The sequence below is a fragment of the Pseudomonas sp. 382 genome (genome assembly GCF_002759075.1).
GTDB classification, from domain to species: Bacteria; Pseudomonadota; Gammaproteobacteria; order Pseudomonadales; family Pseudomonadaceae; genus Aquipseudomonas; species Aquipseudomonas vlassakiae.
Genome location: NZ_PEMX01000012.1, coordinates 20595 through 45552, shown reverse-complemented (window position 1 = coordinate 45552; position 24958 = coordinate 20595). Strand labels below are relative to the sequence as shown.

At 58.8% G+C, this 24958-nt stretch carries 29 protein-coding genes and 1 pseudogene; 3 read left to right on the top strand and 27 right to left on the bottom strand.

Going from position 1 to position 24958, the window contains the following annotated elements:
* Positions 1-2 precede the first annotated feature (2 nt).
* The 3 genes from CQW31_RS15545 to CQW31_RS15535 are packed head-to-tail and all read right to left on the bottom strand — an operon-like array spanning position 3 to position 2739.
* On the bottom strand, positions 3-1364 hold the full coding sequence (locus CQW31_RS15545) for an integrating conjugative element protein (protein ID WP_023628680.1): 1362 nt from the start codon (positions 1362-1364) through the stop codon (positions 3-5).
* Positions 1365-1384: 20 nt separating this feature from the next.
* A complete protein-coding gene (locus tag CQW31_RS15540; RefSeq protein WP_038707443.1) occupies positions 1385-2320 on the bottom strand; it encodes a TIGR03756 family integrating conjugative element protein in 936 nt (311 codons plus the stop codon).
* A complete protein-coding gene (locus tag CQW31_RS15535; RefSeq protein WP_023628678.1) occupies positions 2320-2739 on the bottom strand; it encodes a TIGR03757 family integrating conjugative element protein in 420 nt (139 codons plus the stop codon). The genes CQW31_RS15540 and CQW31_RS15535 overlap by 1 nt, the downstream gene beginning before the upstream one ends.
* A 192-nt stretch (positions 2740-2931) precedes the next feature.
* Here CQW31_RS15535 and CQW31_RS15530 point away from each other — a divergent pair, with 192 nt between their 5' ends.
* Both CQW31_RS15530 and CQW31_RS15525 read left to right on the top strand, forming a co-directional pair.
* Positions 2932-3213 (top strand): hypothetical protein, encoded by a 282-nt coding sequence (locus tag CQW31_RS15530; protein WP_023628677.1) that lies wholly within the window; start codon positions 2932-2934, stop codon positions 3211-3213.
* A 67-nt stretch (positions 3214-3280) separates the two neighbouring features.
* A complete protein-coding gene (locus CQW31_RS15525; protein ID WP_038705586.1) occupies positions 3281-3505 on the top strand; it encodes a hypothetical protein in 225 nt (74 codons plus the stop codon).
* 316 nt (positions 3506-3821) lie between these two features.
* Here CQW31_RS15525 and CQW31_RS15520 read toward each other — a convergent pair whose 3' ends face one another.
* The 24 genes and pseudogenes from CQW31_RS15520 to CQW31_RS15405 all read right to left on the bottom strand — a co-directional run bounded on the left by CQW31_RS15520 (position 3822) and on the right by CQW31_RS15405 (position 24143).
* Positions 3822-4145 (bottom strand): hypothetical protein, encoded by a 324-nt coding sequence (locus CQW31_RS15520; protein WP_023628675.1) that lies wholly within the window; start codon positions 4143-4145, stop codon positions 3822-3824.
* A gap of 8 nt (positions 4146-4153) precedes the next feature.
* Positions 4154-4798 (bottom strand): thioredoxin domain-containing protein, encoded by a 645-nt coding sequence (locus tag CQW31_RS15515; protein ID WP_052062247.1) that lies wholly within the window; start codon positions 4796-4798, stop codon positions 4154-4156.
* Complete coding sequence (locus CQW31_RS15510; protein ID WP_023628673.1) at positions 4791-5096, bottom strand: hypothetical protein; 306 nt, start codon at positions 5094-5096, stop codon at positions 4791-4793. Before CQW31_RS15510 ends, CQW31_RS15515 begins: the two co-directional genes overlap by 8 nt.
* Positions 5093-8086 (bottom strand): conjugative transfer ATPase, encoded by a 2994-nt coding sequence (locus CQW31_RS15505; RefSeq protein ID WP_371858383.1) that lies wholly within the window; start codon positions 8084-8086, stop codon positions 5093-5095. Before CQW31_RS15505 ends, CQW31_RS15510 begins: the two co-directional genes overlap by 4 nt.
* Positions 8086-8535 carry a TIGR03751 family conjugal transfer lipoprotein gene (locus tag CQW31_RS15500; RefSeq protein WP_023628672.1) on the bottom strand — a complete coding sequence of 150 codons (450 nt, stop codon included), beginning with the start codon at positions 8533-8535 and terminating at the stop codon, positions 8086-8088. The genes CQW31_RS15505 and CQW31_RS15500 overlap by 1 nt, the downstream gene beginning before the upstream one ends.
* Positions 8513-10012: a TIGR03752 family integrating conjugative element protein gene (locus CQW31_RS15495; RefSeq protein WP_023628671.1), complete on the bottom strand. Its 1500-nt coding sequence runs from the start codon at positions 10010-10012 to the stop codon at positions 8513-8515. Before CQW31_RS15495 ends, CQW31_RS15500 begins: the two co-directional genes overlap by 23 nt.
* The gene (locus CQW31_RS15490) at positions 9993-10889 is read right to left on the bottom strand and encodes a TIGR03749 family integrating conjugative element protein (protein WP_023628670.1); all 897 of its coding nucleotides are present in this window, start codon (positions 10887-10889) and stop codon (positions 9993-9995) included. Before CQW31_RS15490 ends, CQW31_RS15495 begins: the two co-directional genes overlap by 20 nt.
* Entirely contained in the window at positions 10886-11536 is a 651-nt protein-coding gene (locus CQW31_RS15485; RefSeq protein WP_023628669.1) for a PFL_4703 family integrating conjugative element protein, read from the bottom strand. Before CQW31_RS15485 ends, CQW31_RS15490 begins: the two co-directional genes overlap by 4 nt.
* Positions 11537-11544: 8 nt before the next feature.
* Complete coding sequence (locus CQW31_RS15480) at positions 11545-11928, bottom strand: TIGR03750 family conjugal transfer protein (RefSeq protein ID WP_023628668.1); 384 nt, start codon at positions 11926-11928, stop codon at positions 11545-11547.
* Positions 11929-11941: 13 nt separating this feature from the next.
* On the bottom strand, positions 11942-12241 hold the full coding sequence (locus CQW31_RS15475; protein ID WP_230852930.1) for a TIGR03745 family integrating conjugative element membrane protein: 300 nt from the start codon (positions 12239-12241) through the stop codon (positions 11942-11944).
* 66 nt (positions 12242-12307) lie between these two features.
* Positions 12308-12541 carry a TIGR03758 family integrating conjugative element protein gene (locus CQW31_RS15470; protein ID WP_371040110.1) on the bottom strand — a complete coding sequence of 78 codons (234 nt, stop codon included), beginning with the start codon at positions 12539-12541 and terminating at the stop codon, positions 12308-12310.
* Positions 12542-12543: 2 nt separating this feature from the next.
* On the bottom strand, positions 12544-12861 hold the full coding sequence (locus tag CQW31_RS15465) for an RAQPRD family integrative conjugative element protein (protein WP_028690570.1): 318 nt from the start codon (positions 12859-12861) through the stop codon (positions 12544-12546).
* Positions 12862-13364: 503 nt separating this feature from the next.
* The gene (locus tag CQW31_RS15455; protein WP_023628663.1) at positions 13365-13673 is read right to left on the bottom strand and encodes a hypothetical protein; all 309 of its coding nucleotides are present in this window, start codon (positions 13671-13673) and stop codon (positions 13365-13367) included.
* 18 nt (positions 13674-13691) lie between these two features.
* Positions 13692-15161: a UvrD-helicase domain-containing protein gene (locus CQW31_RS15450; RefSeq protein WP_023628662.1), complete on the bottom strand. Its 1470-nt coding sequence runs from the start codon at positions 15159-15161 to the stop codon at positions 13692-13694.
* A gap of 11 nt (positions 15162-15172) precedes the next feature.
* A complete protein-coding gene (locus tag CQW31_RS15445; protein ID WP_023628661.1) occupies positions 15173-15922 on the bottom strand; it encodes a TIGR03747 family integrating conjugative element membrane protein in 750 nt (249 codons plus the stop codon).
* A gap of 10 nt (positions 15923-15932) precedes the next feature.
* Positions 15933-18149: a type IV conjugative transfer system coupling protein TraD gene (traD, locus tag CQW31_RS15440; protein ID WP_028690567.1), complete on the bottom strand. Its 2217-nt coding sequence runs from the start codon at positions 18147-18149 to the stop codon at positions 15933-15935.
* Between the two features lies 1 nt (position 18150).
* On the bottom strand, positions 18151-18321 hold the full coding sequence (locus CQW31_RS31170) for a hypothetical protein (RefSeq protein WP_152955717.1): 171 nt from the start codon (positions 18319-18321) through the stop codon (positions 18151-18153).
* Between the two features lie 83 nt (positions 18322-18404).
* Positions 18405-18935, bottom strand: coding sequence for an integrating conjugative element protein (locus CQW31_RS15435; RefSeq protein WP_051555665.1), 531 nt, complete (start codon positions 18933-18935; stop codon positions 18405-18407).
* Positions 18932-19492: a hypothetical protein gene (locus CQW31_RS15430; protein WP_023628658.1), complete on the bottom strand. Its 561-nt coding sequence runs from the start codon at positions 19490-19492 to the stop codon at positions 18932-18934. Before CQW31_RS15430 ends, CQW31_RS15435 begins: the two co-directional genes overlap by 4 nt.
* Positions 19477-20235: a TIGR03759 family integrating conjugative element protein gene (locus tag CQW31_RS15425; RefSeq protein WP_023628657.1), complete on the bottom strand. Its 759-nt coding sequence runs from the start codon at positions 20233-20235 to the stop codon at positions 19477-19479. Before CQW31_RS15425 ends, CQW31_RS15430 begins: the two co-directional genes overlap by 16 nt.
* 10 nt (positions 20236-20245) lie before the next feature.
* Positions 20246-20941 (bottom strand): hypothetical protein, encoded by a 696-nt coding sequence (locus CQW31_RS31165; protein WP_028690565.1) that lies wholly within the window; start codon positions 20939-20941, stop codon positions 20246-20248.
* A 1292-nt stretch (positions 20942-22233) separates the two neighbouring features.
* Positions 22234-22323 (bottom strand): annotated as a pseudogene (locus CQW31_RS32160) (SEC-C metal-binding domain-containing protein); the annotation flags it as partial.
* 121 nt (positions 22324-22444) lie between these two features.
* On the bottom strand, positions 22445-23725 hold the full coding sequence (gene umuC, locus CQW31_RS15410; protein ID WP_023628655.1) for a translesion error-prone DNA polymerase V subunit UmuC: 1281 nt from the start codon (positions 23723-23725) through the stop codon (positions 22445-22447).
* Complete coding sequence (locus tag CQW31_RS15405) at positions 23715-24143, bottom strand: LexA family transcriptional regulator (protein WP_028692961.1); 429 nt, start codon at positions 24141-24143, stop codon at positions 23715-23717. The genes umuC and CQW31_RS15405 overlap by 11 nt, the downstream gene beginning before the upstream one ends.
* 106 nt (positions 24144-24249) lie before the next feature.
* On the opposite strand from CQW31_RS15405, the gene CQW31_RS15400 reads away from it, so the two are divergent.
* Entirely contained in the window at positions 24250-24936 is a 687-nt protein-coding gene (locus CQW31_RS15400) for an SOS response-associated peptidase family protein (RefSeq protein ID WP_028692962.1), read from the top strand.
* Positions 24937-24958 lie beyond the last annotated feature (22 nt).

The following is a 24958-nucleotide window of genomic DNA, read 5'->3' as shown; positions in this document are numbered from 1 at the left end:
GGTCACTCCTTGCCGGCAGGCTTCTGCAGCTGAATCAGGCGATCCTGTTCAGGCGCCGCTTCGTAGATCGAGCGGGAACTTTCGGCGCGCGACTTGCTGCGCTCGATGATCTTCATCGGAGAGTTGTTGGCGAGCTGCTGCCGCATGTCGAGCTCGGTCTTGAGGTTGGTGATGAGTTGCTGAAGCGTGTCGACCTGGCCGAGTGTGGCCTCAACGGCGAGCTTGTTCGCATTCACGTTGGGTTCCTTGCTGCCTGTAATCAGCATGCGCTGCAGCAGCAGACCTTTCTCCAGGACATCAGCCAAGGCGACCTCGGATGCCAGGCGGGAGGCCAACACCGCCTGATCCCGCTCGTCACGAAGGGCAGTAACTACGCCGCGGGTAATGGGGAGGGAGTCACTGCTTGCTTCACGCAGCTTCTCGGAGGTGATCTGGGTCCCGGGCTTCAAGAGCTCCTGCAGGGCCGCGAGCTTCTTGTCGTATGTTTCCTGGATCAGCGGGGTCAAGCCCACACCCGGAGTCGATGTAGTCGTGCATCCTTCACAGGTCTGTAGCTGCTGTTCACCCAGGACCCGGTTTGCGAACTGGGCGGCTTCGGCCGGAGACTCCCAACTGCCGCATACCAGTCCATTGGAGCAGCTGGACTGCGGGATGCTCGAGGTGTCCTGAGCTGCGCGATTGTTGAGGAGGTTGTAGCCTGCTTTGGCAACATCCCCAACCACTTTGATGGGCTGCTGCCCATTGCCACCGGCCTGTTTACCGCCGACCCAAGTCACGCCGTTCGATCCTGGTGCTTGCTCGACCTTGTCGACCACTGCCACGGCATCGTTGCTCGATGCCAGGGCTTGCCCCATCTTCTGACCTTCGGCAACCTTGCCCCACCCCATCTGGCCGCCGGCAATGTCGGCCATCCGTTCGGCCATCGCCCTGCAGGTTCCCTTCGATCGGTCGTAGTCGAGGCGCGCCTGCAGGATCCCGTTGGTCAGCAGGTTGTAGAGGGCGGGATTTGCCCGCTGCAGGATCAGTGCCGGCAACGACGTGACAGCGCCGGTCGCGTTCTGGATGACGCTGCCCATGATCTGTTGGAAGCCCTGTGTTGCGCCGTTCAGCTGGTTCTGCAGGGTGTTGCTGAGGTCCATGTTTCCGCAGACCAGGTTGTTCTGCCAGCCGGCGCCGACGGTGATGCTTTCCATCTGGCCAGCGCTGCCCATCTGGACAGCGCTGCCGCCGCCGATACTGTAGAGCACGTCGTCCCCGATCACGCTGCCCTGGGACTCCACCTTGATTGGGTCGGCGGCCTCAGCCATACACCAGGTACTGCCCATGCCAGTAGCGAGAATGATGGCGATGGTAAATTTGTTCATATAGCTCTCCAGGTCTTATCTCATTGGAAGTCAGTGCTTCCCAGGAAGGTCTGGCCTTTGCGCTGGCAGCATGAATAGGGCCGCCACAGGGCCCAGGCATAGGCTTCGTCGACTGCATCGGCATTCGGGCCAGGGGAGGGGAACACGGCGCAGGTAGGGCTGATGGTTGGCGTCAGCTCCTGCCACTTGCCTGTGCTGGCATCACCTTCTTTCAGTTCCCCGGCAGGCCAGTAGCCAGGCTCCGGCAGGGAGCGCATAGGCAGGTATACGTGGGGTTGTCCTACCCGCGTCGTGATGTCACCGGCACGCTGGGCGATGACTGCACCGGCCTTGAAGTCGTCGACCTGGTGGATGAACCCGCTCCGTGGGTAGACGCTCCCCCACATGTCGGCCGAGAGAAGTCCACCGACCTCCCGCATGCCGGGGATCAGGGCCTCTGGATAGACGGATTCGGGAACCCCGTACCGCCATGCGAGGGTGTCCAGGGTGCTGAGCATGTAGGGCACGTAGGGGGTCGTCGCGCCGTGGCAGGAATAGCCAAAAGAGCTTACAAATCGGCTGAATACCGCAGCTCCAGGGTGGCCGATGACGTCAGCCTCCTTGAACTTGGTGATGTTGTTCTCGGCGTTGTGGTTGGTAGTCCCATCATTACCGGCTTGCGCCGTCGCATTCGGCGCCCCCATGGGGCTTACCTCTGTCCACGGATTCCCCCCTGTGTTGGCATAGGCGGATACCACTGCGTCCGGAATGTAGTGCCGGACTTTGGTTGAGGTTTTGACCGTGCAGCCAACGGGTGTGCAGAGCAGCCAGTAGCAGATGCCGACTACTTTGTATTCCAAGCAGGTAGGCGAGGTGGTGGAGGCGAGAATCGCCGCTGAGCTGATGGCCGCGTAGGCTGAGAAAGGTAGCGCCGAGGTTAGAAGCCCAGCCAAGGTGAGTCGCGAGATTCGTCTCATCATCGTCCCCTTGCCTGGTTGATTGCCTGAATGGCAGCAGCCACGTCGGGTTGGCCGTAGATCACAAACCGGCGATCGACAACGACTGCCGGCACCTTCGAGACCCCAACACTCCAGGCATCGGCATTGCCCTGCTGAGCGGCAGCTAGCTGTTGCATAAGGGCAGCTCCGGCCGGCGTGCCCATTAGTTGCCTAGCGGCGAGCGCGGCTTGGTGCGGGTTGGGTGGTAGCTTCCTGGACAACTGCTCCTCGATGCGCTGTTGATCATCGAGCTTGATGACACGCACATCTGCCGGTACGGAGGTGAGTGGGTGCGCCGCGTCTGTGATGGCCCAGGTCTCGGCATGCGCGGTACCGGTGGCCAGCGCGGCGACGAACAACGGGATCACTCGCGATGAAGGCGGGGGGATATTGAACATGAGGCTGCACCTGAAGTGGGGACGGGTACAGGAAAACGGATCGGCCCGCCAGGCGCAGTAGGAAATAGATATCTGACGGTACTTGGATTTCTCGGTGAATCCCCACACGGGCGTAAGCGAGGCGTTTTCGGTCTGGCAGACTCGTTGAGGTGACTCCATACTGCCCGGATCAGCACTTACACTGGAACGGACATGCGCAAAAGAGGACAAGTATTCTGGGAGTGGGCGGATCCCGATCTGCACTTCAGGAACTTCGATGAGCGGATGGCCGACGGCTCCCTCATTAACATTCAGGTGCGGGTCTCTCGCGAGCACCTGACTCAGCTATTTCTCGGTATCTATGCTCTGGATGGAAAGCTTTTGCTCGAAGAGGGCCATATGGACTGCAAAGGGCAGACTATGACGGCTGCGATGACCTGGGCCCTTAAACGCGCTCATTCTTGGATTGAGAGCGATAAACTCGCCAACCGATAAGCGGTTGATGGCGCTCAGGTGGCACTGGAGTATTTTCTATACCGGTTTGACGCAAGGAGGCAGGCTGGTGAAGGACGCCATACCCACCAACCAAGAAGTGGCGGCCATTCTTGGGATTGATGAGGCATCGGTTGAGAAGTTTCGGCAGGAGACCCATCGCCTGCAGGATGGCGCGTGGCTGGTGCAGTTTGCCTATTGGATGCCTCAGGAACTGCGTCAGGGTCTCACCGGTAGTTTCACGCTGACCATCACACTTCCTCCAGATCCTCATGATCGTCGAGAGCGTGAGTGAGTTGTGGGTATCCGGTCGCTGATGCCCAAGTCACTGCGGCGGATGATCGGTTTCGAAGTATTACTGCCTCCATGACATCCCGCTGCAGTTCACAAATATCGTTGTTGAGTTGCGTCACGGAGGCCGACAAGCCGACGGCATCGTGTGAGTCGGATAGCTGCTGATAGAGCTTTTCAAGTTGAACACTCAAAAAGCTGTGTCTACTGGCGAAACCTTGTAGTTCCATCATCCCGTTCACCTCCACAATCACACCGACAGAGACTGGGCGAAGGGAAGTCCGTTCCCCTCGGATCTCAGGTCGTTACAAGAATGTGAACTAGTCGAACCATTCCTCGTCACCTGGATCAAGTTCTTCCAGGTTCATATCGAGCTGCAGCTCGATCACGGTCCCGGGCGCTGGGGCATACCAGTCGACTATTACGAACCGACCTTTGCCTGTGGTCGCGTCATAGTCCATGAGCACGCAGTCGTCGTTCCACTCCTGGAGAGCCCAGCTCAGCTCATCGTGTGAGGGGAATTCTTCCCCGGTCGACTCAAGCTGAAACCATCCATGGCCAGAGCCTGCGCTTGGGAAGAACCTGCTTGGTAGATTGCTTTCTTCGTCATTATTGTCGATGCGGGAGACCGTGATCTTGATCATTACCCTGGCTACTCCTTGCTCGCAGTGGCCTGGGCTGCGAGGTCATCCACGACCGACAGCAGTGTGGCGCTATCCACGGGACCTTCCAGGCGCATGCTGTGCCCCGTCAAACTGTCGGTGACCTCGATCGTAGGGGTAGCGGCAATGCCCCGGCCCTTGGCCACAGCCAATTGCTGTTCAATGGCTGCTCGGATATCCAGTCTTGTCCTCGCGCAAGTGGAAAGACCTTCTGCAGAGATGCCAGGTACCTCCAACTCATCAGCGAGCCCCTGGCCATTGCCACGTGTGCGCAGCAGGACCTGGTCGATCGCTTCCCAGAACGCCGAAGCCCCGCCCAATGAACCCGCGCATTGAACGAGCCTTGCCTCTGATACTGCTGCAGGGCCATGACTATCGAGAGGGAAGTGATGCCAAGCGAGCTTCACGTTCTCTTGCTCGCTCACCCATCGCTTCAGTTGTGGCGTGTATGCCCTGCAGTATGGGCATTCCAGATCGGCGTACTCCGTGATCACCCAGCGGGCACTGGACGGACCGAAATACCAGGTCTCATCGGCGGGGCGTGCGCTGTTGTTCTTTGCCAGCAGCCAGCCAGCGCCGAGGCCAGTGATCGCGATGATGCCGACCACGATGAGTTTGAGCCTGTTCTTACGCATGCTCATCCCCCCGAGCATGAGGGGGGACCTCAGGCTGGCCGAGCTTCTGCAGGGCGGCCTGTAGATCGTGAATGGCTCCGTCAGGCTGAGGGTGCTCCTTCAGCCACTCATCCAACACGGACTGAACCAGCGGAATGATGTCGCGACGATCGAGGGCGTTATTTTTGATCTGTTGCAGCTCGTCAATGAGCACTGGTGCGCAAACCGACAATGACTGGAGTGTGTCGTGCCCGGGCTCTTTGAGCAGCTGGGTCAGGCTATCAATGATGTTCTGGGTCAGGGTATTCATGACTCTCATGCCACGCGCTCCACGGCCTTCTTTGATTCGGGTAAGGTGATGGGATAGGGAGTGATACCGCGTTTGTGGTCCAGGTCCGCGGCCACCTGCAGTGCTGCGTGTAGCTCATCGCAGCCGAGCGCCTGCATGGTTTCGTAACGCTGCCGCTTTTCTTCTGGCTCGGTCATGGCCAGAGCAAGGCACAGGCTGGGTGGCACCACACGGAACAGCATCTCGATCCGCTTGGCCAGGACGATGCCCTCGGTGAACTTGCCGTTTTCCTTTCGTGCCGAGAGCATCATCGTCTTCTGCGCCGGCGTGAGCTCACGAAAACGCGCGATTTTCTCCACCTCGTCAGGCGGCATGTTCAAGCAGATCCACCACTCGATCATGTTCAGCAGGGCGGATGCTTCTGGAGGGATGTCGTCAACGTTCTGGGTTGCCATCCAGTACCAGGCACCTAGTTTTCGCCACATCTTGGTGATCTTCACCGAATACGGGGAGAGCAGTGGCACCTTCAATGGGATGTGGCCTTCGTCGGTGAAGGCAATGAGTGGTCGGCCTTTGAACTGGTCCCGCTCTGCGATGTTGTTGATGGTGTTCAGCAGGGAGATGTAGGCGATGGCCATCTGGGCTTGATAGCCCTCACGAGCGTAGGTGGCCAAGTCGACGATTGTGATGTCAGCTTCCGGCCAGGCGGTACCAGGACGGTTGAACATCTCAGCCTCGGTGCCCATGGTGAACATCCCCATGGCCTCGGCCATCTCCATGAACCGGTTGCGCCGGCTTTCAGGGAGCTTGTCGTCGCTGGCCATCGCCTGCAGCGCTGCGCTGATGTCTTCAGTCAACACCGGACGGTTTTTACTTACGCACAGCTCGGCGGCGTTGATGATGCACTGCCGGATGGCACTGCGGTCGGCCCGAGTGAGTCGCGCATCCTCCTTCGATTCGCCGCCAGTGATCATCAGGCGGGCTGTGATCTCCAGCTCGCCCAGGATGTCCCTCTGTTCGTCCTCCATCCCCGCCAGTGCGTCGGTCAGGTGCTGGTCCGATGCATCCACGTCCGAGGCATCCAAGACCTTGACCTGGTCCTTGTTTTTTACGAGCTGCACGGCGTCGACGAACGGGGCGAGGCTCACGCCGCTACCCGGAGCGAGCCGTACCCGGTTGACGGTCAGGCCAAGCCGCTTGGCGAAATCGCCCAGCAGGCCGAAGCTGTTGCCGGCCTCGATGATGAAGAGTCGAGGGCGGTAGAGCGCAATGGCCTGCATGATCAGGTAGTTGGCTGTGGCAGATTTACCCGCGCCGGTGGGGCCGAACAAGAACAAGTGCGCGTTCATTTGTCGGTCGAGCTTGTTCAGCGGATCGAAGGTCAGCGCTGCCCCCCCTCGATTGGAAAGGGTGAAGCCCGGGTTACCTGTGCCAGTGGAGCGCCCCCAGACTGGAGCCAGATTGGCGATGTGCTGGGTGAACATAAGCTGGGTGTACCAATCCAAGGCGCGGTTTTCATTCGGGTCGAAGTTGCATGGCAACCAGCGCAGGTAGCTGTTTAGAGGAGCTACCTCGTCCTGTGACTGGACTGGTTGCATGCCGGCGCCGAGGAGCACGTTGCACAAGCTAGTCGTGCGCTCCTCGAGCACGGCTTTATTCTGACCACGGAGGAAAAACGCGACACTTCCCCGGTAGAGCTTGTGCTTTCGTCCGAGAAGGGACCGCGCCGTTTCAACGTCATCCCGGGTGTGACTGGACGCCTGGGTATCCCCGATAGCCTTCCTGGATAGCTGTTCGAGATGCCCTTCCAGCAGATCCTGCGGGGTCGGCACCATGGTGATGCACAACACGGTATCCTCCGGCAGCCGGTCGAACAGCGAGTTCAATGAGTCGGCCTGCTTGGTCTCACCGGTCAGATGCCCAGTGAGGGGGGCATTTTTCAGGCGATCCAGCATCACAACCCGGTGCGGCATGCCGTCGAACGACCAGAGACCGCTGTCGATATCCGAGCGCGGTTCTCTGTAGAACAAGTTCTCTGAGAAGTCGGTGCCGCTCGCCACCGGCAGCTCACCCTCTTGCAACTCGCGGGCTGGCTGGCACACCTCTTCGTAGAAACGTCGGATATCGCGCTCAGTCGACCCCAGGTGATCTGGGTGTGGATTGAACCAGCCTACGAGCCAACGCTTGATCGCATGGCCATCCATGCGTTTGGTTGTCACGCCGGCGTTGGCCAGGGATCCTTTAAGACGGTCGCAGATCGCTTTGAGGTAGGCGGCAGGCTCCTGGCCGCGCACCACGACGTCCTGTTTCTTTACTCGGCGATACACCACCAGGCGGACTTTCCGTGTCTGACCACGCCACGGGAGGTTGCTGACTGCCGTGTCGACGAACAATCCACCTGGCTTGGAGATAGACTCGAGGTGGTGGCGGAACAGCGCGAGGTAGAGCTTGGTGAAATCCGTGTTCTCAGCCCGGGGCTGGACGTAGGCCTGGAGTTTTTGCAGGTAGTCGGTCCAGTCCGTTTCGTCCTGGGCATAAAGCTGCACTACCCAGTGAGAGCTCTCGAGTTCGTCGAAACTGTCCTGCAGGACACCTTGCAACGCATCGCGAGCTTGTTGAAGCCAGTCGTCGGAGCGTCCCTCGGTCCCGATCGGGATCAACTCGAAAAACGCCGCCCTGGAAATGCCATCCTCGAGGAGCATGGCCTCTTCCTCGGGCAGGTATTCTGCCCATGGCAGCATGTCCACGAACGACGGGTTGACCTCGTATATCCTCGCCACGTCAGTTTTTGTCGCCGGCCGACGTTTAGGGTTTTGCCAGTCGATGGGTGAAGGGATGCCCATGGACTCCAGGCGAGCTATGTACCGGTCATTCGCAGCCTGGCGGTCTTCTTCGTTGATGACAGTACTGGCTGTTGCGGGATAGTCGTCGACAAGGTCGGTATCGGTTGTCGGCTGGCCGAGCACGGGCTCGATAGGCGTTGCAGGGCCTTTGCCCAGCAATTTGCTTATGAACTGCATCAGTACTCCTCCGTCCGCTCGCCTGGCATGGCGTACTGCACGCGTTGATACATCGGGAACACCGTGGTGTACCCCGGGACTGGGACTGGATCCGTACCAGCCAGGTGTGGGAACACGTACATCACCAGATCAGGGTTCGGGAGGCGCTTGAACTGGCTGTAAATTTCGTTCTGGGGCGTGCGGTTGAAGGCGTCAGCACTTGCCTGTTGGCGGGCCACCTGAGCCTCATCGAGCGGTCGGCGCAGCTCTTGGCGCGCATCCAGCAACATTCTGCTGTTGGAACTGCCAGAGCTCCCGCCAGACGTGCCGTGTTGCCACACGTCCATCATGTTGGCTTCCCCGTGGGGGAGCAGCTCGTCTTTGTCAGTCGTGCATCCGCCTAGAATGAGGGCGAGCACGAGCCAGGCGCCGGCCTGCAGGCGGGGCTTAGTCAAGGTTTGCGGATACATGGTTGGCTCCGGCGTTGTAATCGACCTTGCGGCCTTTGATCTCGTAGTCGATGGCGAGCTGCTGGTCCAAGTGGACGGCGACCTTCGCCCCGGGCTGTACGTACACGGCGGCGAAAGCTTCGCCGTAGAGCTTGTTCATCCAGGAGCGGATGTCGCTGACCCCACCGGTCAGAATCGCGCCCATGGCGGAGTTCCCCGAGGAGCCCGTGGTCCCGAATGAAGTTCCTCCGCTGCTGAAGGTAGTGGAGCTATTTTGCTCATCAGCCTTCAACAGTTTGGCGATGCCGGCGCCCGCGGCCGTCACCAGGGACTGGTTGGTCAAGTACTCCTTGGCGTTGGATCGGCGCTCGCCGGAAATGCAAGGAATGCCGTAGGAGTCGCTGATCCAGCCGAGTCCGCCCTGGATCGCTGGCTGCCCGTTACCGTTGCTGCTGTTCTGGTTGTTGTTCTGGCTGCCGTTGGCCTCTTCTGCCGGGGCAGGGAACGATCGGACCGTGCCATCTGCGAAGACGAACGTCAGGCTCCGGACTTGCCCGCGCACGCAGGACAATGTCCAGTCGCCTGATGCGGTACCGCTGGCAACAGCACCGACGACGTCAGGTATCTCGATGCCGTTTGCGGTGAGGTTGTCCGGACCGATCAGGACCTTGAAAGGGAAGGGATCATTGACTGTTCCATCGATCGGTACGCGGCCAATGAGCGCCGACATGGCCACCGACCCCATCAAGGTCGAGTTCTGGGGCAAGGTATAGGCTTTGCGTACTTGCTTGCGGGCATCCTGGGGAGACAAATCAGCGCCGACGTTCTGGGCCGTCGCGCTGAGAACTGTTTGGCCTTTGTCCAGGGTGCTCCCAAAGCTGGTGGGAAAATTGAAGCTACTGGCCGTCTGGGCGGAGCCGGGCTGAAGGGGTTTACCGCTAGCGTCCAAGGCAGTGGCATCGGTGGGTTCAACCCATACGAGTCCATTGGACTTCGTCCCTTTGTCGAAACCCGCGCCGTCACCTGGCATCACTCCGAGCCCAATGGGGAGGTCCTGCCCAGCGGCATTTGGGTTCTGCGATAGGTTATCCAACTGACGCTGGAACTGGTCCAACAGGCCCACGCTTTGGTTCTTCACCTGCTCCTGCAGCTCGCCCTTCGCATCATTCAGCTTGTTGTCGACATTCTGATCTATGCGCGAAAGCCGGAGCTGGAGCTCTGCATTCTGGTCCTTCAGTTCCTTGTTGTCGGTCAGCACCTTCGCGATCTGGTCTTTCACCTCCCGACTTTCAGCGACCACCGTGCGGAGGGTGTCGGCCGGAGTATCACCGTCCACCCCTAGCTTGCGTGCGGTGTCGCCTCCGATGATGATCGGTTTATCTTCAGGAGCCTTCGGCTCCTCTTTTTTACTCCCCCCCTTGAACACGATGATGAGCGCGCCGATCAGCACGGGGATGAGCAGGTACTTGAGGAGTGGATTACTTTTCAGACTGCCCACGGCGCCCTCCTGCTTTCGGATCAATTTGGCTGACCGAAGACGGCAGCAGGGCCTCTTTCAGCCCCTTTCCTTGTGTGACCAGGTAAAGCGTGGTGGTATCGCTGGCATTTCCACGAGCTCCGAGGTACGGGTGCTGGAATGTCGCCGTGGAGAAGTTGCCCATCAGCTCTGTTGCATTCATCGTCAACTGCTGGGCACTCAGGTTTCTGAGTTTGACTGCCGTGACATAGCTGTTGTCGAGGCGCCAAGCCCCCAGCACCGATGCTTCCACCGGTAATACCGGCAACAAGGTGCTGAGGTCCAGGGCTCGATCAACACGCACCTGGCTGATGCCGGCGACAGGCTCAACGGTCCGGAGTGGGGCGTACAGCATTTGCGCCGCATAGCGGGTCAGGGCCACCGGCGCAGGTGTCTCATGTCGCGGTGCCGGCGGAACATCCTCCTCCTCCTCCTCCGACGTCGCGGATCGCTTCGTCGGAGCTCGCGTCGAGGTGGTATCGCCGTAGTAGGTAGAAGGGGCCGCGCCGGCGACGATCTTCGCGGGTTCGAGCTTGGCTTGGCCCTCTGCCGCTGGTGTCGCGGCAATATCCACCAGCATGATCTCGCCAGTGGCCACATTCTGCAGTTGCAGCCTGGTCGGTGGAATTTCTTGGCTGGCCAGCAGGTAGACGGCGCCGCCAGTGCTCTGGACCCGCAGTTGGCCAACAAGCTGCGGAGGCATGCCTACCCGCACGTTCTGGTCGACGAACACAATGCGCTCTTGACCGACAATTAGCGGGATTGCCATGGGGATACGGTCCCACAGCAGCAGCTCTACCGCTTTCACATTGGCAACTGCAGAGAGGCCCAGAACAAGGAGGCACGCGCGCAGATTCATGGTTTCACCCCGGCTGCTTGCAGATCAACCTCGATGCGCTGCGGGTTGGACGCATAGCAGTTCCACATCAACCCGAACGGATTTTTCTCTGGATTGACGTCGGCCCGGACGATGGACAGTGGATAACGCGTCATTGCACGCTTGACCCGCTCGCCGTTCACCGACTCGTCAGCGAGTAGATCCAGATTGACTGTCCAATCGTTGATTCCGATTTCTTCCACGCGTAGCACGCCAGGGTCGGTCAACCCGTGGCCCGGGATTTCTGAGACATTCCGTTCACGGCGGCGCAGCTCACCGGCGTTACGGCGCATCTCGTAGTCTTTCTGCAGGTACTCCTTGCAGCCAGGGGTCACGTAGGACGCCAGACGCTCGATGTTGTCTTGGTAGTCGTCGTCCCCGTTCTTCTCCCAGCGCTGCATCTGCTGGAAGATATAGAACCCGAAGGCATACACGTTTTCTGGTGGCACCTCCCACCATTTGCGAGTACTGCCGGAGCGGAGGTCCGGCGGCACATGCACGGTCAGGTCTTCGGGGGCTTTGTGCCAGCCGTAAAACGCGAACAGGCTGACTGCGCCCAGCACAATTACCGCGATTCGCAAGCTGAGAATGTGTGCTTGCTGAGCATCCACTCGTTTTCGAAAACTCATGAAGATTCCTACTTTCCTGTACGACGGCATGTCCACGCTCCCTTCCGGATGACCAACTGGGGGCCACCGAGGAAGGGGAGGTGTTGAGCCTTGTAGAACTGGAGCTGGCGGTAAAACCATGTATCCGGGCGGCCGCGTTTCATCTTCCGGAGGATCCGGCTTGCCACGGTCAAGCCCAGAGCTCCACCTACAAGAGCGCAAGCGATGAAGAGAGCTGGGTTGCCGAACAAGAACGACACGGGGATGCCCAGAATCACGCCGGCCCCTCCACAAGCACCGACCGTTCCCCACATTTCATCCGCAGTGAGACCTCCCATGACGATGGGCTGCCTATTAAGGTTGTGGGGAAGGAAATCGAGCGTTCCATCCTTCAGGTAAGTGGTCTCAGCCATATCGCATCACCAGTTAGAGGACGCCAGTAGCTTTGGTGACCATGAAGATGCCGACGCCGATCAGGCAGATCCCGACCACAGCGGTGAGCCCCAGGTCTCGCCACTTTTTCTTGCCCTCATGGATATCGTGGTAAACGCCGTAGGCATGGGAGGCGACCCCCACCATCATGGCTCCGAGCAGGAAGAGACCGATCAGCATGAAACCGTCGTAACCGTAGTTCTGGATGGTTTGCAGCCAGCTGGTTCCCTCGCCGCGTGTTGGGGCTTGTGCTCCTGGTAATGCGGCAGCGGCAATGATTGGGTGCAGGCCCATAATCAATGCGGCGGCGCCGGTGAGTGACTTGGTGATGGTGCGGATAGACATCGGTTAGCTCCTTGGCTAGCTGAGAACGAGTGTGGCGAGGATCAGCAGCAGGACGATGACCTTGACGGTCGACGCGGCTGCAATGTTTCTGTCGATGTTCTGAGTCGCCCAGCCCCGGTAGATGCTGTACAGCGCCCAGGCACCCCACAGGGTCGACAGTGCGATGACGGTGCCTACGAACAGCACGGTGCTGGCCTGGGGGGTGACCCCGCTTGCAGCGTTGAAAGCTGCGACTTGAGTGCCGCTCATGCTCATGGCATCCGCCCGCCGGTGAGGGTGTATTTCCCAGCCAGCTCTGCCGGATCTCGCGGCTGTGCGCGACTTGGGGTCAGGTATTCTTGCAGGCCCTGGCGAACGCGCTGGATGTCGCCAGCCAGACGTTCATAGTCGAAGTAGTAGCGCTGGCCAGGTTCGCTGGCGATCGTGGCGCTGCGCCGCGCCGAGTCCTCCAGCGCGTTCAGCTGCCGGATCATCACCTCGATGTTGGCCTGTTCTGATGCACCGGCCGCCTGAGCGCTCGGTATTAGTGAAAAGCCGCCGCTGACGCTGATCAGCGCGCCAAGCAGGATTCGGCGAGGAGATACAAGGAGGAGGGATGGCTTGTTCACGGCTGGGCTCTGGGGCAACTGACTGTGGGCGTCAGAATGCCGAGACCAGGTGGAGGGGCGCCTCAAGAAATACTTATCTGAGGTCCGTAGAATTTTTTCTCTAAGCCGGTCACGCTTTGGTGAAGTGGATTGATCCACTTTGGTAGGGCGATTGAACGGCCCAGACCGATTACAATGAGCCGAAGTTAAGCCAAGGAGTAGGCATACGGGAAAAACTGATCTGTGGGGGAGTCTTATGCCGCGGAAAACCACCAACTCGCCGGTGTTTGAAGCTTGGGTATCGGACTTTCTGGGTGCCCGTTTCCGAGATGAAGGTTGCTACGACAAAGCGGTTTTGGCCGCCGAGATGCTTCAGCACCGACGAGAGGTGAGCTCAGTGGAGCTGGTCGAGATGGTCAGGAGGGCCAACGCCATGTTGGCCCTCCTTCCAGGGCATGATCATGAAGCCTAAAGCGCCTGATTGGTCAGGCTACTGACTCGCGCTTGAAAAAGAGCAGATATCCGACCGGCATTGGGAACCCGTAGGACCAGGCCTGGGCATTTTGATTGCCCACTTTGATCTCGCCCCGGCACACTGGCTGGGTGCTGACGAGTTCCCAGCCTTGGGCTCCGAGCTCGAGCATCTTCTTCTGCAGTTGCTCCTCTTCTGCCAAAAGAGACGCAACATCGGGCTCAAGCGTCTGTTCTGTGCTCTTAAATATCCAAGCGCCGCTAGTCGCGTTTTTGAATGGAATAGCGACATAGTCAGCGCGGTGTTCGAATTTCTTGCTCATAGTGACTCCTTTATTTAATCAGCCGCGCGCTTGACGCGCTCCTGGGGCGAGAGCGTCCACGTAGCGTTCCATGATGGACAGCACCAGACTGTTGATGGCGAGGATCTTCATCGCCCGGGTGACGGCAACGTACAGGAGGTTCAACTCATCATCTCGTCGACCTGGATCGATGTCAGGTGAGAGCGGGTCCGACGTGAAGTCGTCGAAGAGCCCGACGAAGTCCCACTCCAGGCCTTTCGACTTGTGGGCAGAGGTGAGGGTGATAGTTGCATCCAGCTCTTGGTCCACGGTGCATGAGCGCAGGGCCAAGATTCGCTGAGGCAGATCCGGATACATGTTGATGATCTTGATGGACCGGATCATCTCGCTGTCCTGGCTAACCTCGGCGATTTCCACGTACTGGCCATAGTCTCGGTAGTCACGGAGCAGCTTTTTGTTCTGGACCAGATCGCGCTGTTGGCGACTGAAATAGAACAGATCCTCGAGGTCGCGTACTGAATAGCTGTCAATGCCGCCAACCCAGTAGATTTTGGGCTTCTCGGTGACCAGGCACAGTGCGTTTTCAATCACCCCGATAACGGTCCGATGAATGTATGTCCTGTGCGGCAGCCCGGCCGGCAACGCCTTCTTCACCAATGTCTTCTCGCCCAGTCCCTGCAGCTTCCTGGTTTCTCCCTTGTAGGACAGGATGATGTTGGCGACATGGGCGACTGCAGGCCCAAATCTGAAGCTCTGGGTCAGGTAGTGCTTCTCCGCCCCGGCCATCCAGCTGGCATTTAGAGCGTCTTCCGCCCCTCGAAAGCGATAGATCTGCTGATGACGATCACCCACGGCCACCTTGCGAATACGCTGAATGCGCACAATGTCAGCGATGACGGGGTTTACGTCCTGTCCCTCATCGAGCAGGACACAGTCGAAGCGCTGGCTCAGGTCGGGTTTGCTCAACTGGTACAGCTTCAGGTATCCGTCATGCGTGATCTGCACCGCTGTGTCCTGCAGGTCAGTCATGCGCTTCCAGATGCTCATCGCTGCTACCAGCGCCTGGTTCAGGTAGCGCTCCTGGGCGGAGGTAAGCATCGGGCGGTCACGGAACCGTGGAAAGTGGCAGCGCTCGATCAGGTCGTCGGCGCTGGCCATATAGTTGTTGAGGGTGGTTAGCACGTCCCTGACCAGCTCCCAGTCCTGCGTATCAAGCGCTCGGGCGATATCGGTCAGTCGCAAGTTGTTGGTCTGCTTATGGCTGAACTGTGTGCCATAGACGGCGTAGGCCAGGCCGTGCGCAGTTTTGTTCACCACGTTGCGCGGAAATCGGCCACGCGCGGCGATCTCGACCGACTTGTTGTAACAGAGATAGAGAATCCGCAGACGGGTGTGGTGTTGCGCGTAGCCCACCAGCGTTGTGGTCTTGCCACTGCCAGCGCCGGCCTGGATAAGGAGTTTCGGGGCTTCCGACTGGATGATTGGCGACTGCTCGTGTGTCCATTGCATCGTTCTCTTCCTCACAAATACTTCTTGAAGCTCGCGGCCGTAATGCTCACGGACACCCCGAGTAAGGCAGCGCAGGGGAGTAGTACCAGCAGTGGGCTGATGCTGATCGGGAGCGCCAAGTAGAAAGTCCAGGGGAAAATGGCCAACGGCAACATCGTTGCCCGGGCCTTGTGGTACAGGTAGCTGGACTCTCGGCCGGCACCAAATTTACGGAGGTCTCGCCGCACCAGCCCGTCGACCAGGCCTGTGAGTGCAGCCATGGCAAAAAGCGGTACCGTCATCAGCAGCACGACCAGGCGGACGCAAAACACCAGGACGGTAAAGAGGGCAGCCAGGGCATAGTTCTGTACCGTTGTGACGCTCTGCGCGGCCCAATAGCGCATGTCCAGCTCGTTACGGGGACCGGCTTGAGCGATCGACTCCATGCTCTGGACCCAGCTAAGCATCCCGGTCTTCACGACCAGCCAGTCGTAAGCTTCAGTGACCAGCCAGGTCGCGGTGCGCCCGGGTTCTTGGACGACAGCGCTATGGACCAGCCCCTTGGACAACCAGCCGACCTCGCTGACCAGCATTTGCTGACCGTGCCGCCACCCGGCCTCTGGCCAGAAGAAGTACAGGCATACCCAGTCGACCACGATGGCGAGGAACAGCGAGCTGAACATTACGCCGATGAAGGTAATCGGGAACCAGAAGATCTTGCTGAACAGCGATTCCTGTCGCTCTTGCTGCTGTTCGGCCTTCTTTGATACGTCATCTGCCATTGGCTACACCTCAAGCTGCATCATCGGTGGCCACCTGGCGGAAATCTTCAACCAGGTCTTCGGGCAAAGCTGATTTCAGCTCTTGATAGCCAGGGGCTTCCCACCAATCGTTCGAGGACGCTGCCGATCGCCGCATGCCGGCGGCCAGCTCCTGCAGGTTGCCGGGCATGACCTCATCTGGGTCGTTCGCGGGGAGCGGCATGCGGATTTTCCACAGATTCCCACCTTCGATGAGCGCGAAGGCCTGTCCCTTCGGCAGTCCCACCACGTGGGCCGGCTCAATCATCGGCACACTCGCCAGCTGCACCTGGTCGTGCGAGCTTGAGGTGAACGCGGTTTTGCCGTTGACCGAGTCGTTCGCGCTGCTCGCCGGCGTGCTGTTGTAGATCTGCACTTTTGGTAGCTGGTTGGTCAGCAGCTCAGCGGTCGCGGTTTCTCGAACACGCAACATGAATAGGTTGTTGAAGTTACCGATCACCTGGCCGGCTTTCGCCTTCGAGCCGATCTTCGCTTCGATGTCACTCATCGTCTGGGTGTAGGCGGTGACCTGGATGCCGGCACCACCGGCCTTATTCACCATCGGGATGAATTCGTCCCCGATGAGCTCGTTGAACTCGTCAGCGTGGAGGTTGATGCGTACCTTGCCCCCAGCCATATGCCCCGGCAGGCCGTCGTCGATGCCGTGCTTGTAAATGTGGCCTGCAACAGAGACCAAGTCACTGAACATCGAGTTGCCCACGGCCGCACTGACTTCGGTGTCGGATAGTGCATCGAGGCCAACATATACCACGGCGCGTTTTCGGATCACTTGCATCCAGTCGAAGATGGGACGCTCATCGGCGAGGTCCAGGTAGTCGGGGGCAAGCAGTTCAGCGATACGCCCAGTGGTGAGCTTTTCCAGGAGTGGCAGCAACGATGCGACGATCTTGTCGAAATAGGTCTTGTCGTAGCGGACAGCGCTGCGCAGGCCATCCATAACCGAATCGTTGATGCGCTTCTGGGTCAGGTACATGTCGATGGCCACCACGCGCAGCGGGCGGTCTTTCATGGCGAAAGACAGGTTCTTGCGATCGATCTTGCCTTCAAGCTCGACAATGGTTTGCCAGGCCTTCGGATCATGTTCAGCGAAGTACTTCTGTGCGTACTCAATGAACAGCTCGTCGATATTGATGACGTGCCGGCGGATCTGCTCGTAGTCAGGGCGACGGCCGAGCGCGACAAGCGACTGGGCGATGATATTGACGAACCGCCAAGCGAACTCCCGAAATGCTGCAGAGTTACCCTCGCCGGAGAGCTGACCAGCGATGCGAGTGGCCACCTCGCTGATTCGGCCGAAGCGGCCGATGGCGTTGTAGCGAGCGGAGATATCCGGCCATCCCAGATGAAACACGTAGAACTCGTCGAGGCGCCCGGCGCGCTTGCACTCGACGTACATGCGCTTGAGCAGGTCGGCATCGCCCTTCGGATCGAAAACGATCACGACCTCGTGGTCGGCCTGTTCCTCTACTCGCCGGCGCCGGCTCCATCGATGGGAGGTTTGGCTCCGTCGCCCCATGCGGACTCGCGGCCCGCGGCGATGCGTTCGGCGAATGTCCTGGGTGATGAACACTTCCGCCAGGCGAGTCTTGCCTACCCGTGTGGTGCCCAGGACCAGTGTGTGGCCCACGCGCTCACCCAGAGGGAGACTGACATTCTGCTCATCTGGTTCGATCCCGTGCAATCTGGGCAGGCCACCCACTGGTGGGAGAGGCCGAGCGGGGTTCCAGTTGGAATCCCAACCAGTGAGTTTTGTGATCAGTTTCAGTGGGAAGGGGGCGAACTCTAGGCGTTCCTCCAGCCAGCGCGCCCGTTCATAAAGGTTCGTCGGTTCGACGTATGCCGCGAACTGAGGGAGGTAGGTGTCGGCCAGGCGCTGTGTGTGCTTCTGAGTCCACCGGAACCCGCGTCCGATGAACAGGCGCTCGTTGCTGATCGGCATTTCAGCGCTGGTCATGGTGTAGTGGGGAAGTCGCCTGAGGTTCGCCTGATACCTTAGGACCCTCCGCGCCTGCAGCAGCCGAATGGTGCCCAGGTAGATAAAACCCAGCGCGGCGACAATTCCAAATAGTGGGGTCAGCGCAAAAGCCCAGGGCGCGCAAATGCAAAGCGAAGCTGCCACATAGCAGACCGCAGTAGTGAAAAGCTCTACCGGCGGCCGGAGCAGAGATTCAAGGGTGTATGTCGCCATCTCAGGTCCTCGCGGTGTATGTCATGGCGTCGACTTCCGCACGCGCTTGCTCAACCTGGTCCGGTGTCAGCCGTTCGGCCAGGCGCTGGGCGAATGCGTGTTCGTTGAGCTCGGAGATTCCTGTCAAGCGAGCACCGTACAGCTCGCTCACATGGCGAACCTGCTCAATCATTTGCTCCCGGCCGGGCCGGTGTAGGGGATGGCTGATGATCAGTGTGAACACTGGCGATAGTCGTGTTGGGCGCATCCCGGTTCTCACTGCTGAAGGGTTGTAGCTGTGATCAGCACCGGGTAGTGCTGCAGCCCCAGGCGACCAGCAATATCGCTGGCAGGTACAGGCATCACCTGCAACCCAGGTGCCCAGCGGCGGATCTCTTGCAGTCGTGCAGCGTTGCTGACATTCACAGCAAGGCCTACTGCCTGCAGGCCTTGAAGTGCCGACAGCTTCTGCTTGAGCCAGGCCTGCGACGTTGGATCATCCCCAACGATGAACATCGGCTGCAGACCTGCTGCGTTGATCACTCGTCCATGTACTGGGCCGGGGCTCAGTTCTGGAGTCGACACCGGAAATGCCCCGCCCGCCCGGACGCCAGTCACAACTGGGGTGGTGTGCGTAGGCTCGGGATCAATGTCTTGGTAGTAGGACAGTGCGGATGAGCCGCCACGGTCCTCCACCACGGTGAGCACCGCTTGCTGATCAGCATTGCAGGGCAGAGCCAGGCTGCTCACGATCGCGAGGGCCAGGGCCTGCACGGCGTGTGATCGCCGGGCGTGGGGATATGTCATGGGGTCACTACCTCGAATTTGATGCCGGTGACCCGGCTAAGATGTTTCGTGAAATAGCTACGGTACTTCGCGGCCGGCGCCCCCCCGGCAGGGCGGTGATACCGCCCCGCAGCATCGATCCAGGTTCCACCCTTAGCCTTTTGTTCAGCCAGGATCTGAGCGGTCACCGCCAGGTTCTTGTATGGATCCAGGCCTTCGCAGGGATAGCGGTAGCGATGCCCGTTGAAGCGAATATTTGTTTGTCCCAGCCCCACGTCGACTCGAGCGGGTCCAGCCTTAACAATCGCTATCATCAGAGCTTGGCAAGCGTCTGCTCGTGTGGCGAAGCGGTAGCCGGTTCCGGCAACATTCAACGTCCAGGGCCACGGCACAAGCTGCCCGCGCAATCGCGTCCCGCTTTCCTGCAGTGCCACCGAATAGAGCACAACGGGCGGGACCCCGTGTCTGATGCCGATCGCCTTGTAAGCTGCTGGCGGATCTTCTACACCCCATGCGTTGCCGGCGAGCAGAACCACCGACAGAACGTAGAGCCGCCACCCGCTCACTGACGACGCCATGATCCATTCACCTGTGTTACGGCGGCTGGCAGCGAGCCACCGAGCCCGAGGCGAACCCAGCGGCCCTGGTCATGATTCAGTGTGATCAGACGGCTTTTAACGCTGGACGGGTCAATACCCGCGAGAATTGCCCAGCGGCGGATCCTTTCATCGTCTTGCTGGCTGCCGACGAAATACAGATCAAACGGCGTCTGTGACGCCTGCAGCCGTTTGACCTGGTTGATACAGGGTAGGCAGTCGTCTTTGACGAAGAGTGCCATGCGCCCGTTGCCCTCCAGAGCTGGGCCGCTCCCGGATCCGGCCTGGCCCGAAGGGGTGGTCGAAATCTCAATGGCTTTGATGCCTGGGAACATGCGCTGGTACGCCTCGTCGTAGGCTCGCTGGTAGGCGAGCTCCCGATCGACTCGTTGGCGCTCTGCTTGGACCTGCAGCTCGGCGAACCGGCGTCGTTCGCTCTCTGATCGGGCCTCGATTCCCAGCGCGGTGAGAGGGTCAAGCCCTGGCGAATACACCCCCCGGGGTCCCTGCATTACCTCTTGATATCGTTCGTACTCCTTGGGGGTCAGTCCCCACTCCTGCGCGGCTCTATCATCGAGCTTGTTCTGGGACAGGGTGCTTTCGCTGGTGAGCTGTTGAACACTGGAGGCGGCCCCTCCAGCGGCGGAAGGAAGCGGCGCGGCCTCAATGCCAATTGCGGTAAACGCGCAGGCGCAGGCGATGGCTCGAACGATCGGTAGATTCATGGTGCTTTACTCATGGCTGGATGCTCAGGGTTCGGGTTGTTCCGCCGGCGTCGAAGGTTGCGGTCCGTTCATCTACAGCCCTGAGGCGCCAGTTGCTGCCGCTGACCACTTCGCCAGGCCGAATCAGGTAGATCTGGCTCAGCCGCGTGCTACCAGTGGGGGCAACAGACAGGAAACGCTCTCCGCCTCGGTATTCGAGGCCGACCATCTGAAAGGGCGGAGGATCTTGCGGGATTGGTGGGGCTTTAACCGGTGCGGGCTTCGCCTTCGGTTTGGAGGAGGTTTTGGGGGCTGGTGCAGTCGCCTGAGCCTGAGGCTTGCTCATTTTCTGCAGTTTGCCGTCGAGCGACTCAAGGTCGGCTTTCAGTACTAGGAGATCGCCCGCAGTCGCGGAAGAGCGAGTGGCTTCAGCTGCAGCCTCGTGGGCCTGCGATGCTGTGGCCTGCACAGCATCGATCCGGCTCGAGAGCGCTTGCTGGCTTATACGGAAGTCTTCCATCGTGACCAGGGGTTTGCCTGACACATTGTCGAGCCGATCGTCGATCGCGCTCACCCTGTTCTGGAGTGCATCGATCGAGACTTTTTCTGCTGCTCCATTCACGGCGCGAGACAGAGTCGACAGCTGGTACTGCTGGAACGCGATGATGGCGCCCAGGATGAGCAGGCCCATAGCAAGGGGCAGGTGTTTTCGGATCGGCAGTTTCATGGGTGTCCTCTCGAAGCCGAGTACACCCTCGCGCAACCATGATCCTGATTCAGCAGAAAATACTTAGCCCGCCGGCGTGGAATTTCTCGATCGATGTCGAAGGGCAAACCCTCTGTTGGCGAGCGCCGGGACTGAAAAGCCCCTCGTACAGTCCAGCGCCCTCTGCCGCCCTCGTGCGCTCACAATGAGCATCATGGAATACGCCGATCCTTCAAAGTCCTGGCAGCCGCGGGTTCCATCTGCTCAGTTTATGATGGCTGGATCTAAAGCGTGGGGTTCATTGATACATTTATTATTGCAGGGAAGTGCAGTGGGCGGTCGATGTTTATCGAGTTGCCATCGGTGTGGGTTTCTACACCTTGCGAGTACATATTTTTTATCAGGGCTTGTGTGCCGTTATCCAGTGATTCCCACCAGCTTGGTGAAATGTAGAAGTTCTCTATTAGTAACACCATAAAGGCCGCCAGGCTGTCGGCTGTTAGTTTCTTGTCCAAGAATTGTCTTATCAGTTTGTTGCAGGTCAAAGAGTGTTCTGAAAGCCAGGATAAAACAATGAAGCCTTTGCCGTCACTAGCGAATGAATTAATGGTCATGTAGTCCGGCATGTCGCCAGGAATGCTTGTTATCTTCTGGGCTTCATATCCATCAAAGTCGAATGTCGGGCCAACTATAGCACTTCCCATTATCGGTGGTGGGGATTCAAGTGTGAATACGGCGTAGTTTAAGTCGCTGTAGTCGCCCGTGACTAACATAGTGTCTAGCTTTGATTTTATGTGTTTTAGGTCGCTTGTTGTTAAGGAGTTATTATTCCCGAGTAAGGCTGATGCATTCTGGATTACGACCTGTTCAGCCAGGCTCTTTCCCCTGTCTAGGATCCTCATGAAATCAAAGGTTTTTGAGGCGTACTCTTTGCTGAAGATCTCTCTGGAAATGCCTCTGTACATAATCAGGAAGCAGTGTGATGGTACAGGCTTGAACGGTTGGTCTTCGATTGTTGAGAATAATTTTTTATCATGGCTGGCACAGAAGCCTGTAAAAGTCGAGGCGCTATTTATACCCACCTCGCTCAATTTTATTTTTGGCGGGATATTAACTTTTAGTTCTATCGATATTTTTAATACGTGCCCGTTTCTAGCTATCGCCTTCAGAGATGAGCTTTTTGAGACGGTGTGGGCATTTATTATCCCGCCTGAGCACTCGTGCTGCAATGATTGCGGTACGCTACATTTTTTATTTTTCTTGAAAGAGCCAAGGGTTTGCAAGACAGTGTGTGCTGCTACAGGTGGTTGGCGATCAATGTCTAGGTGGCAGTGTTTAAACTTCTTCCCAGATTTGCACCAGCAACGTTCATTTCGCCCTGGAAGTTTCATGGAATTCCTTATTGATCTAGTATGCCGTGTTGGTGATGAATTTTTTGAGAGCATATACACTGGATGCTAATTTATCCAGTTGGCAATGCCAATTAAGTATGCGCGTGTGCTCTCCCAGACCTTAACTAGTTATTCACTTACAGTAAACCCGCCACAGCTCATCCAACCTTGTTGTGAACGACTGGCTCAAGAGCTCTCGACGCATACCCCACTCTGGGCTTCGGGGGACGTTGGCAGACCTCAGTGTGCCTTTGCCGTACCGAAGGTTTATGCCATCCATAACCGACATCAGGCGATCGCAGGCAACTGGCTGCGTTGACGCGAACAGATCGTCAGTGAATTCACCTGGTTGCCGTAGATCGAGCAGCAGCACCTCGGCTTTGCTGTAGCGGTACCCGTCCTGGTAGACCTTCTCCACAGCCTCAGTCGCTGCCCGCGTGAGCAATAGAGTGTCGCTCGTGGGGTAAGGCAGTTCAACCAGCGCCCCTTTCGCCAAATGCAGTTCGTTGGGATTGAACATGCCTGTGCGGATCGACACTCGCATGCGCTTGCACACCGATCCCTGGGCGCGCAGCTTTTCGGCTGCTCGCGCTGCATAGGTCGCTACCGCCTGCTTGATTGGTGTCAGTTCGGTCATTTTCTTACCGAACATCCGGCTGCAGCAGATCTCCTTCTTCGGCGGATCAGCCTCATCCAGTTCGAGGCACGGCGTGCCGGCGAGCTCGCGCGCTGTCTTTTCCACCACCACGCTGAACTTGTCACGCAGCATCCGCGGATCTGCCTTCGCTAGGTCCATGGCCCTGCAGATGCCCATCGCCTCGAGGTGTGCCGTCATCCGCCGGCCAATGCCCCAGACCTCTTTCACCTCAGTGTTGCGCAGTACCCAGTCGCGCTTGAAATCATCAGTGATGTCGACCACCCCACCCGTATGCGCCTGCAGCCGCTTCGCGGTGTGGTTGGCGAGCTTCGCCAGAGTCTTGGTTCGGGCGATCCCCACACCGACAGGGATGCCAGTGCAGCGCAGCACCTTGGCGCGTACCTCCCGGCCGAATTGGGTCAGACTCCCCTGCACGCCAGTGAGATCAGCGAAGCATTCATCGATCGAGTAGACCTCGGCCGCAGGCACCATCGATTCGATCAGCGACATAACCCGCTCGCTCATGTCGCCATACAGCGCATAGTTGGACGAAAATGCCACGATGCCATGCCGCCGCAACTTCTCCTTGGCCTGGAAATAGGGCTCGCCCATCTTCACGTACGGCTTGGCGTCGTATGACCTGGCGATTACACAGCCGTCGTTGTTGCTCAGCACCACGATGGGCGTCTTGGCCAGATCCGGCCGGAACACGCGCTCGCAGCTCGCATAGAACGAGTTGCAGTCGATCAGCGCGAACACCTGGTGGTCACTGGGCATGATCGCGCACGCTGTAGCGAACCACACCCCAGATGACTAGGTCGTCGCCTTCCATAACGTGGCGCGGGGGGTAGGCTGGATTCTCCGATTGCAGGACCAGCACGCCGTCGCGACGATAAAGGCGTTTGCAGACGGGCTCGGTGTTGATCGCGGCGATCACGATATCGCCGTGCTCGGCCTCCCTACTGCGGTCTACGATGAGAAGATCGCCCGAGAAGATCCCGGCGCCCTGCATGCTGTCGCCCTCCACCTGCACCAGATACACGTGAGGTGCACGCAGGTCGAACAGCTCGTCGAGGGAGATGTGACGCTCCAGGTGATCCGCCGCTGGCGAAGGGAACCCGGCCGGCACACGGAAGGAGTACACCGGCAGCAGCATAAGGCCGCCCGTCGGCGCGCCCAGGAAGGTGATGGTCATGGCAGATCAACTCAAAAGGATATCTGTATATTTATACAGTAAACTGTCAGAGCGTTCCTACGTCAATGCGCGGATGCCTGGCAGCCGACAAACGAGCGAGGTGGGTATGTGTGGGAGGTACTCGATCTACGAGAGCATGGACGACTACCTGCGGCAGTTGGCCCTCGATCTGGTGGTCATCAACGGATATGACCATGAGCGGATCAACCGTTACAACGTGGCGCCTTCTACTCGCGTGGAGGTGATAAGGCCCGCCCCGGGAGGACTGAACGTCGATCGGGTGAAGTGGGGATGGTCGCCTTTCTGGGCGAAGGGGAAGAGGGTCGACCCGATCAATGCGCGGGCCGAGACGGTGATGACAGGGAAGTTCTTCAAGTCGCTTTGGCCGAATGGCCGAGCCTTGGCGCCGGCCAATGGGTGGTTCGAGTGGATACCCGATGTTGCAGATCCGAAGCGCAAGCAGCCTTACTACATCCAAGCGGCGGACGGTAGGTCATTGTTTTTCGCGGCGTTGGCCGAGGTTCATCCAGGGCTGGAACCAGATGAACGCAGTGGCTTCGTTATCGTGACTGCTGCGGCTGATGAAGGTTTGGTGGATATCCATGATCGTAAGCCGTTAGTGCTTACTCCTGAGCTTGCCCGAGAATGGATTGATCCAGGCATAACAACTGAACGGCTGGCAGAAATAGTCCAAACAGGCTGCCGGCATAGTACCGACTTTCAATGGTTCCCAGTGAGCAAACAGGTCGGGAATGTTCGCAATCAGGGGCCGGAGCTGATAAAACCGGTTTAACCGTTTTGGGTAAAGTCGGACA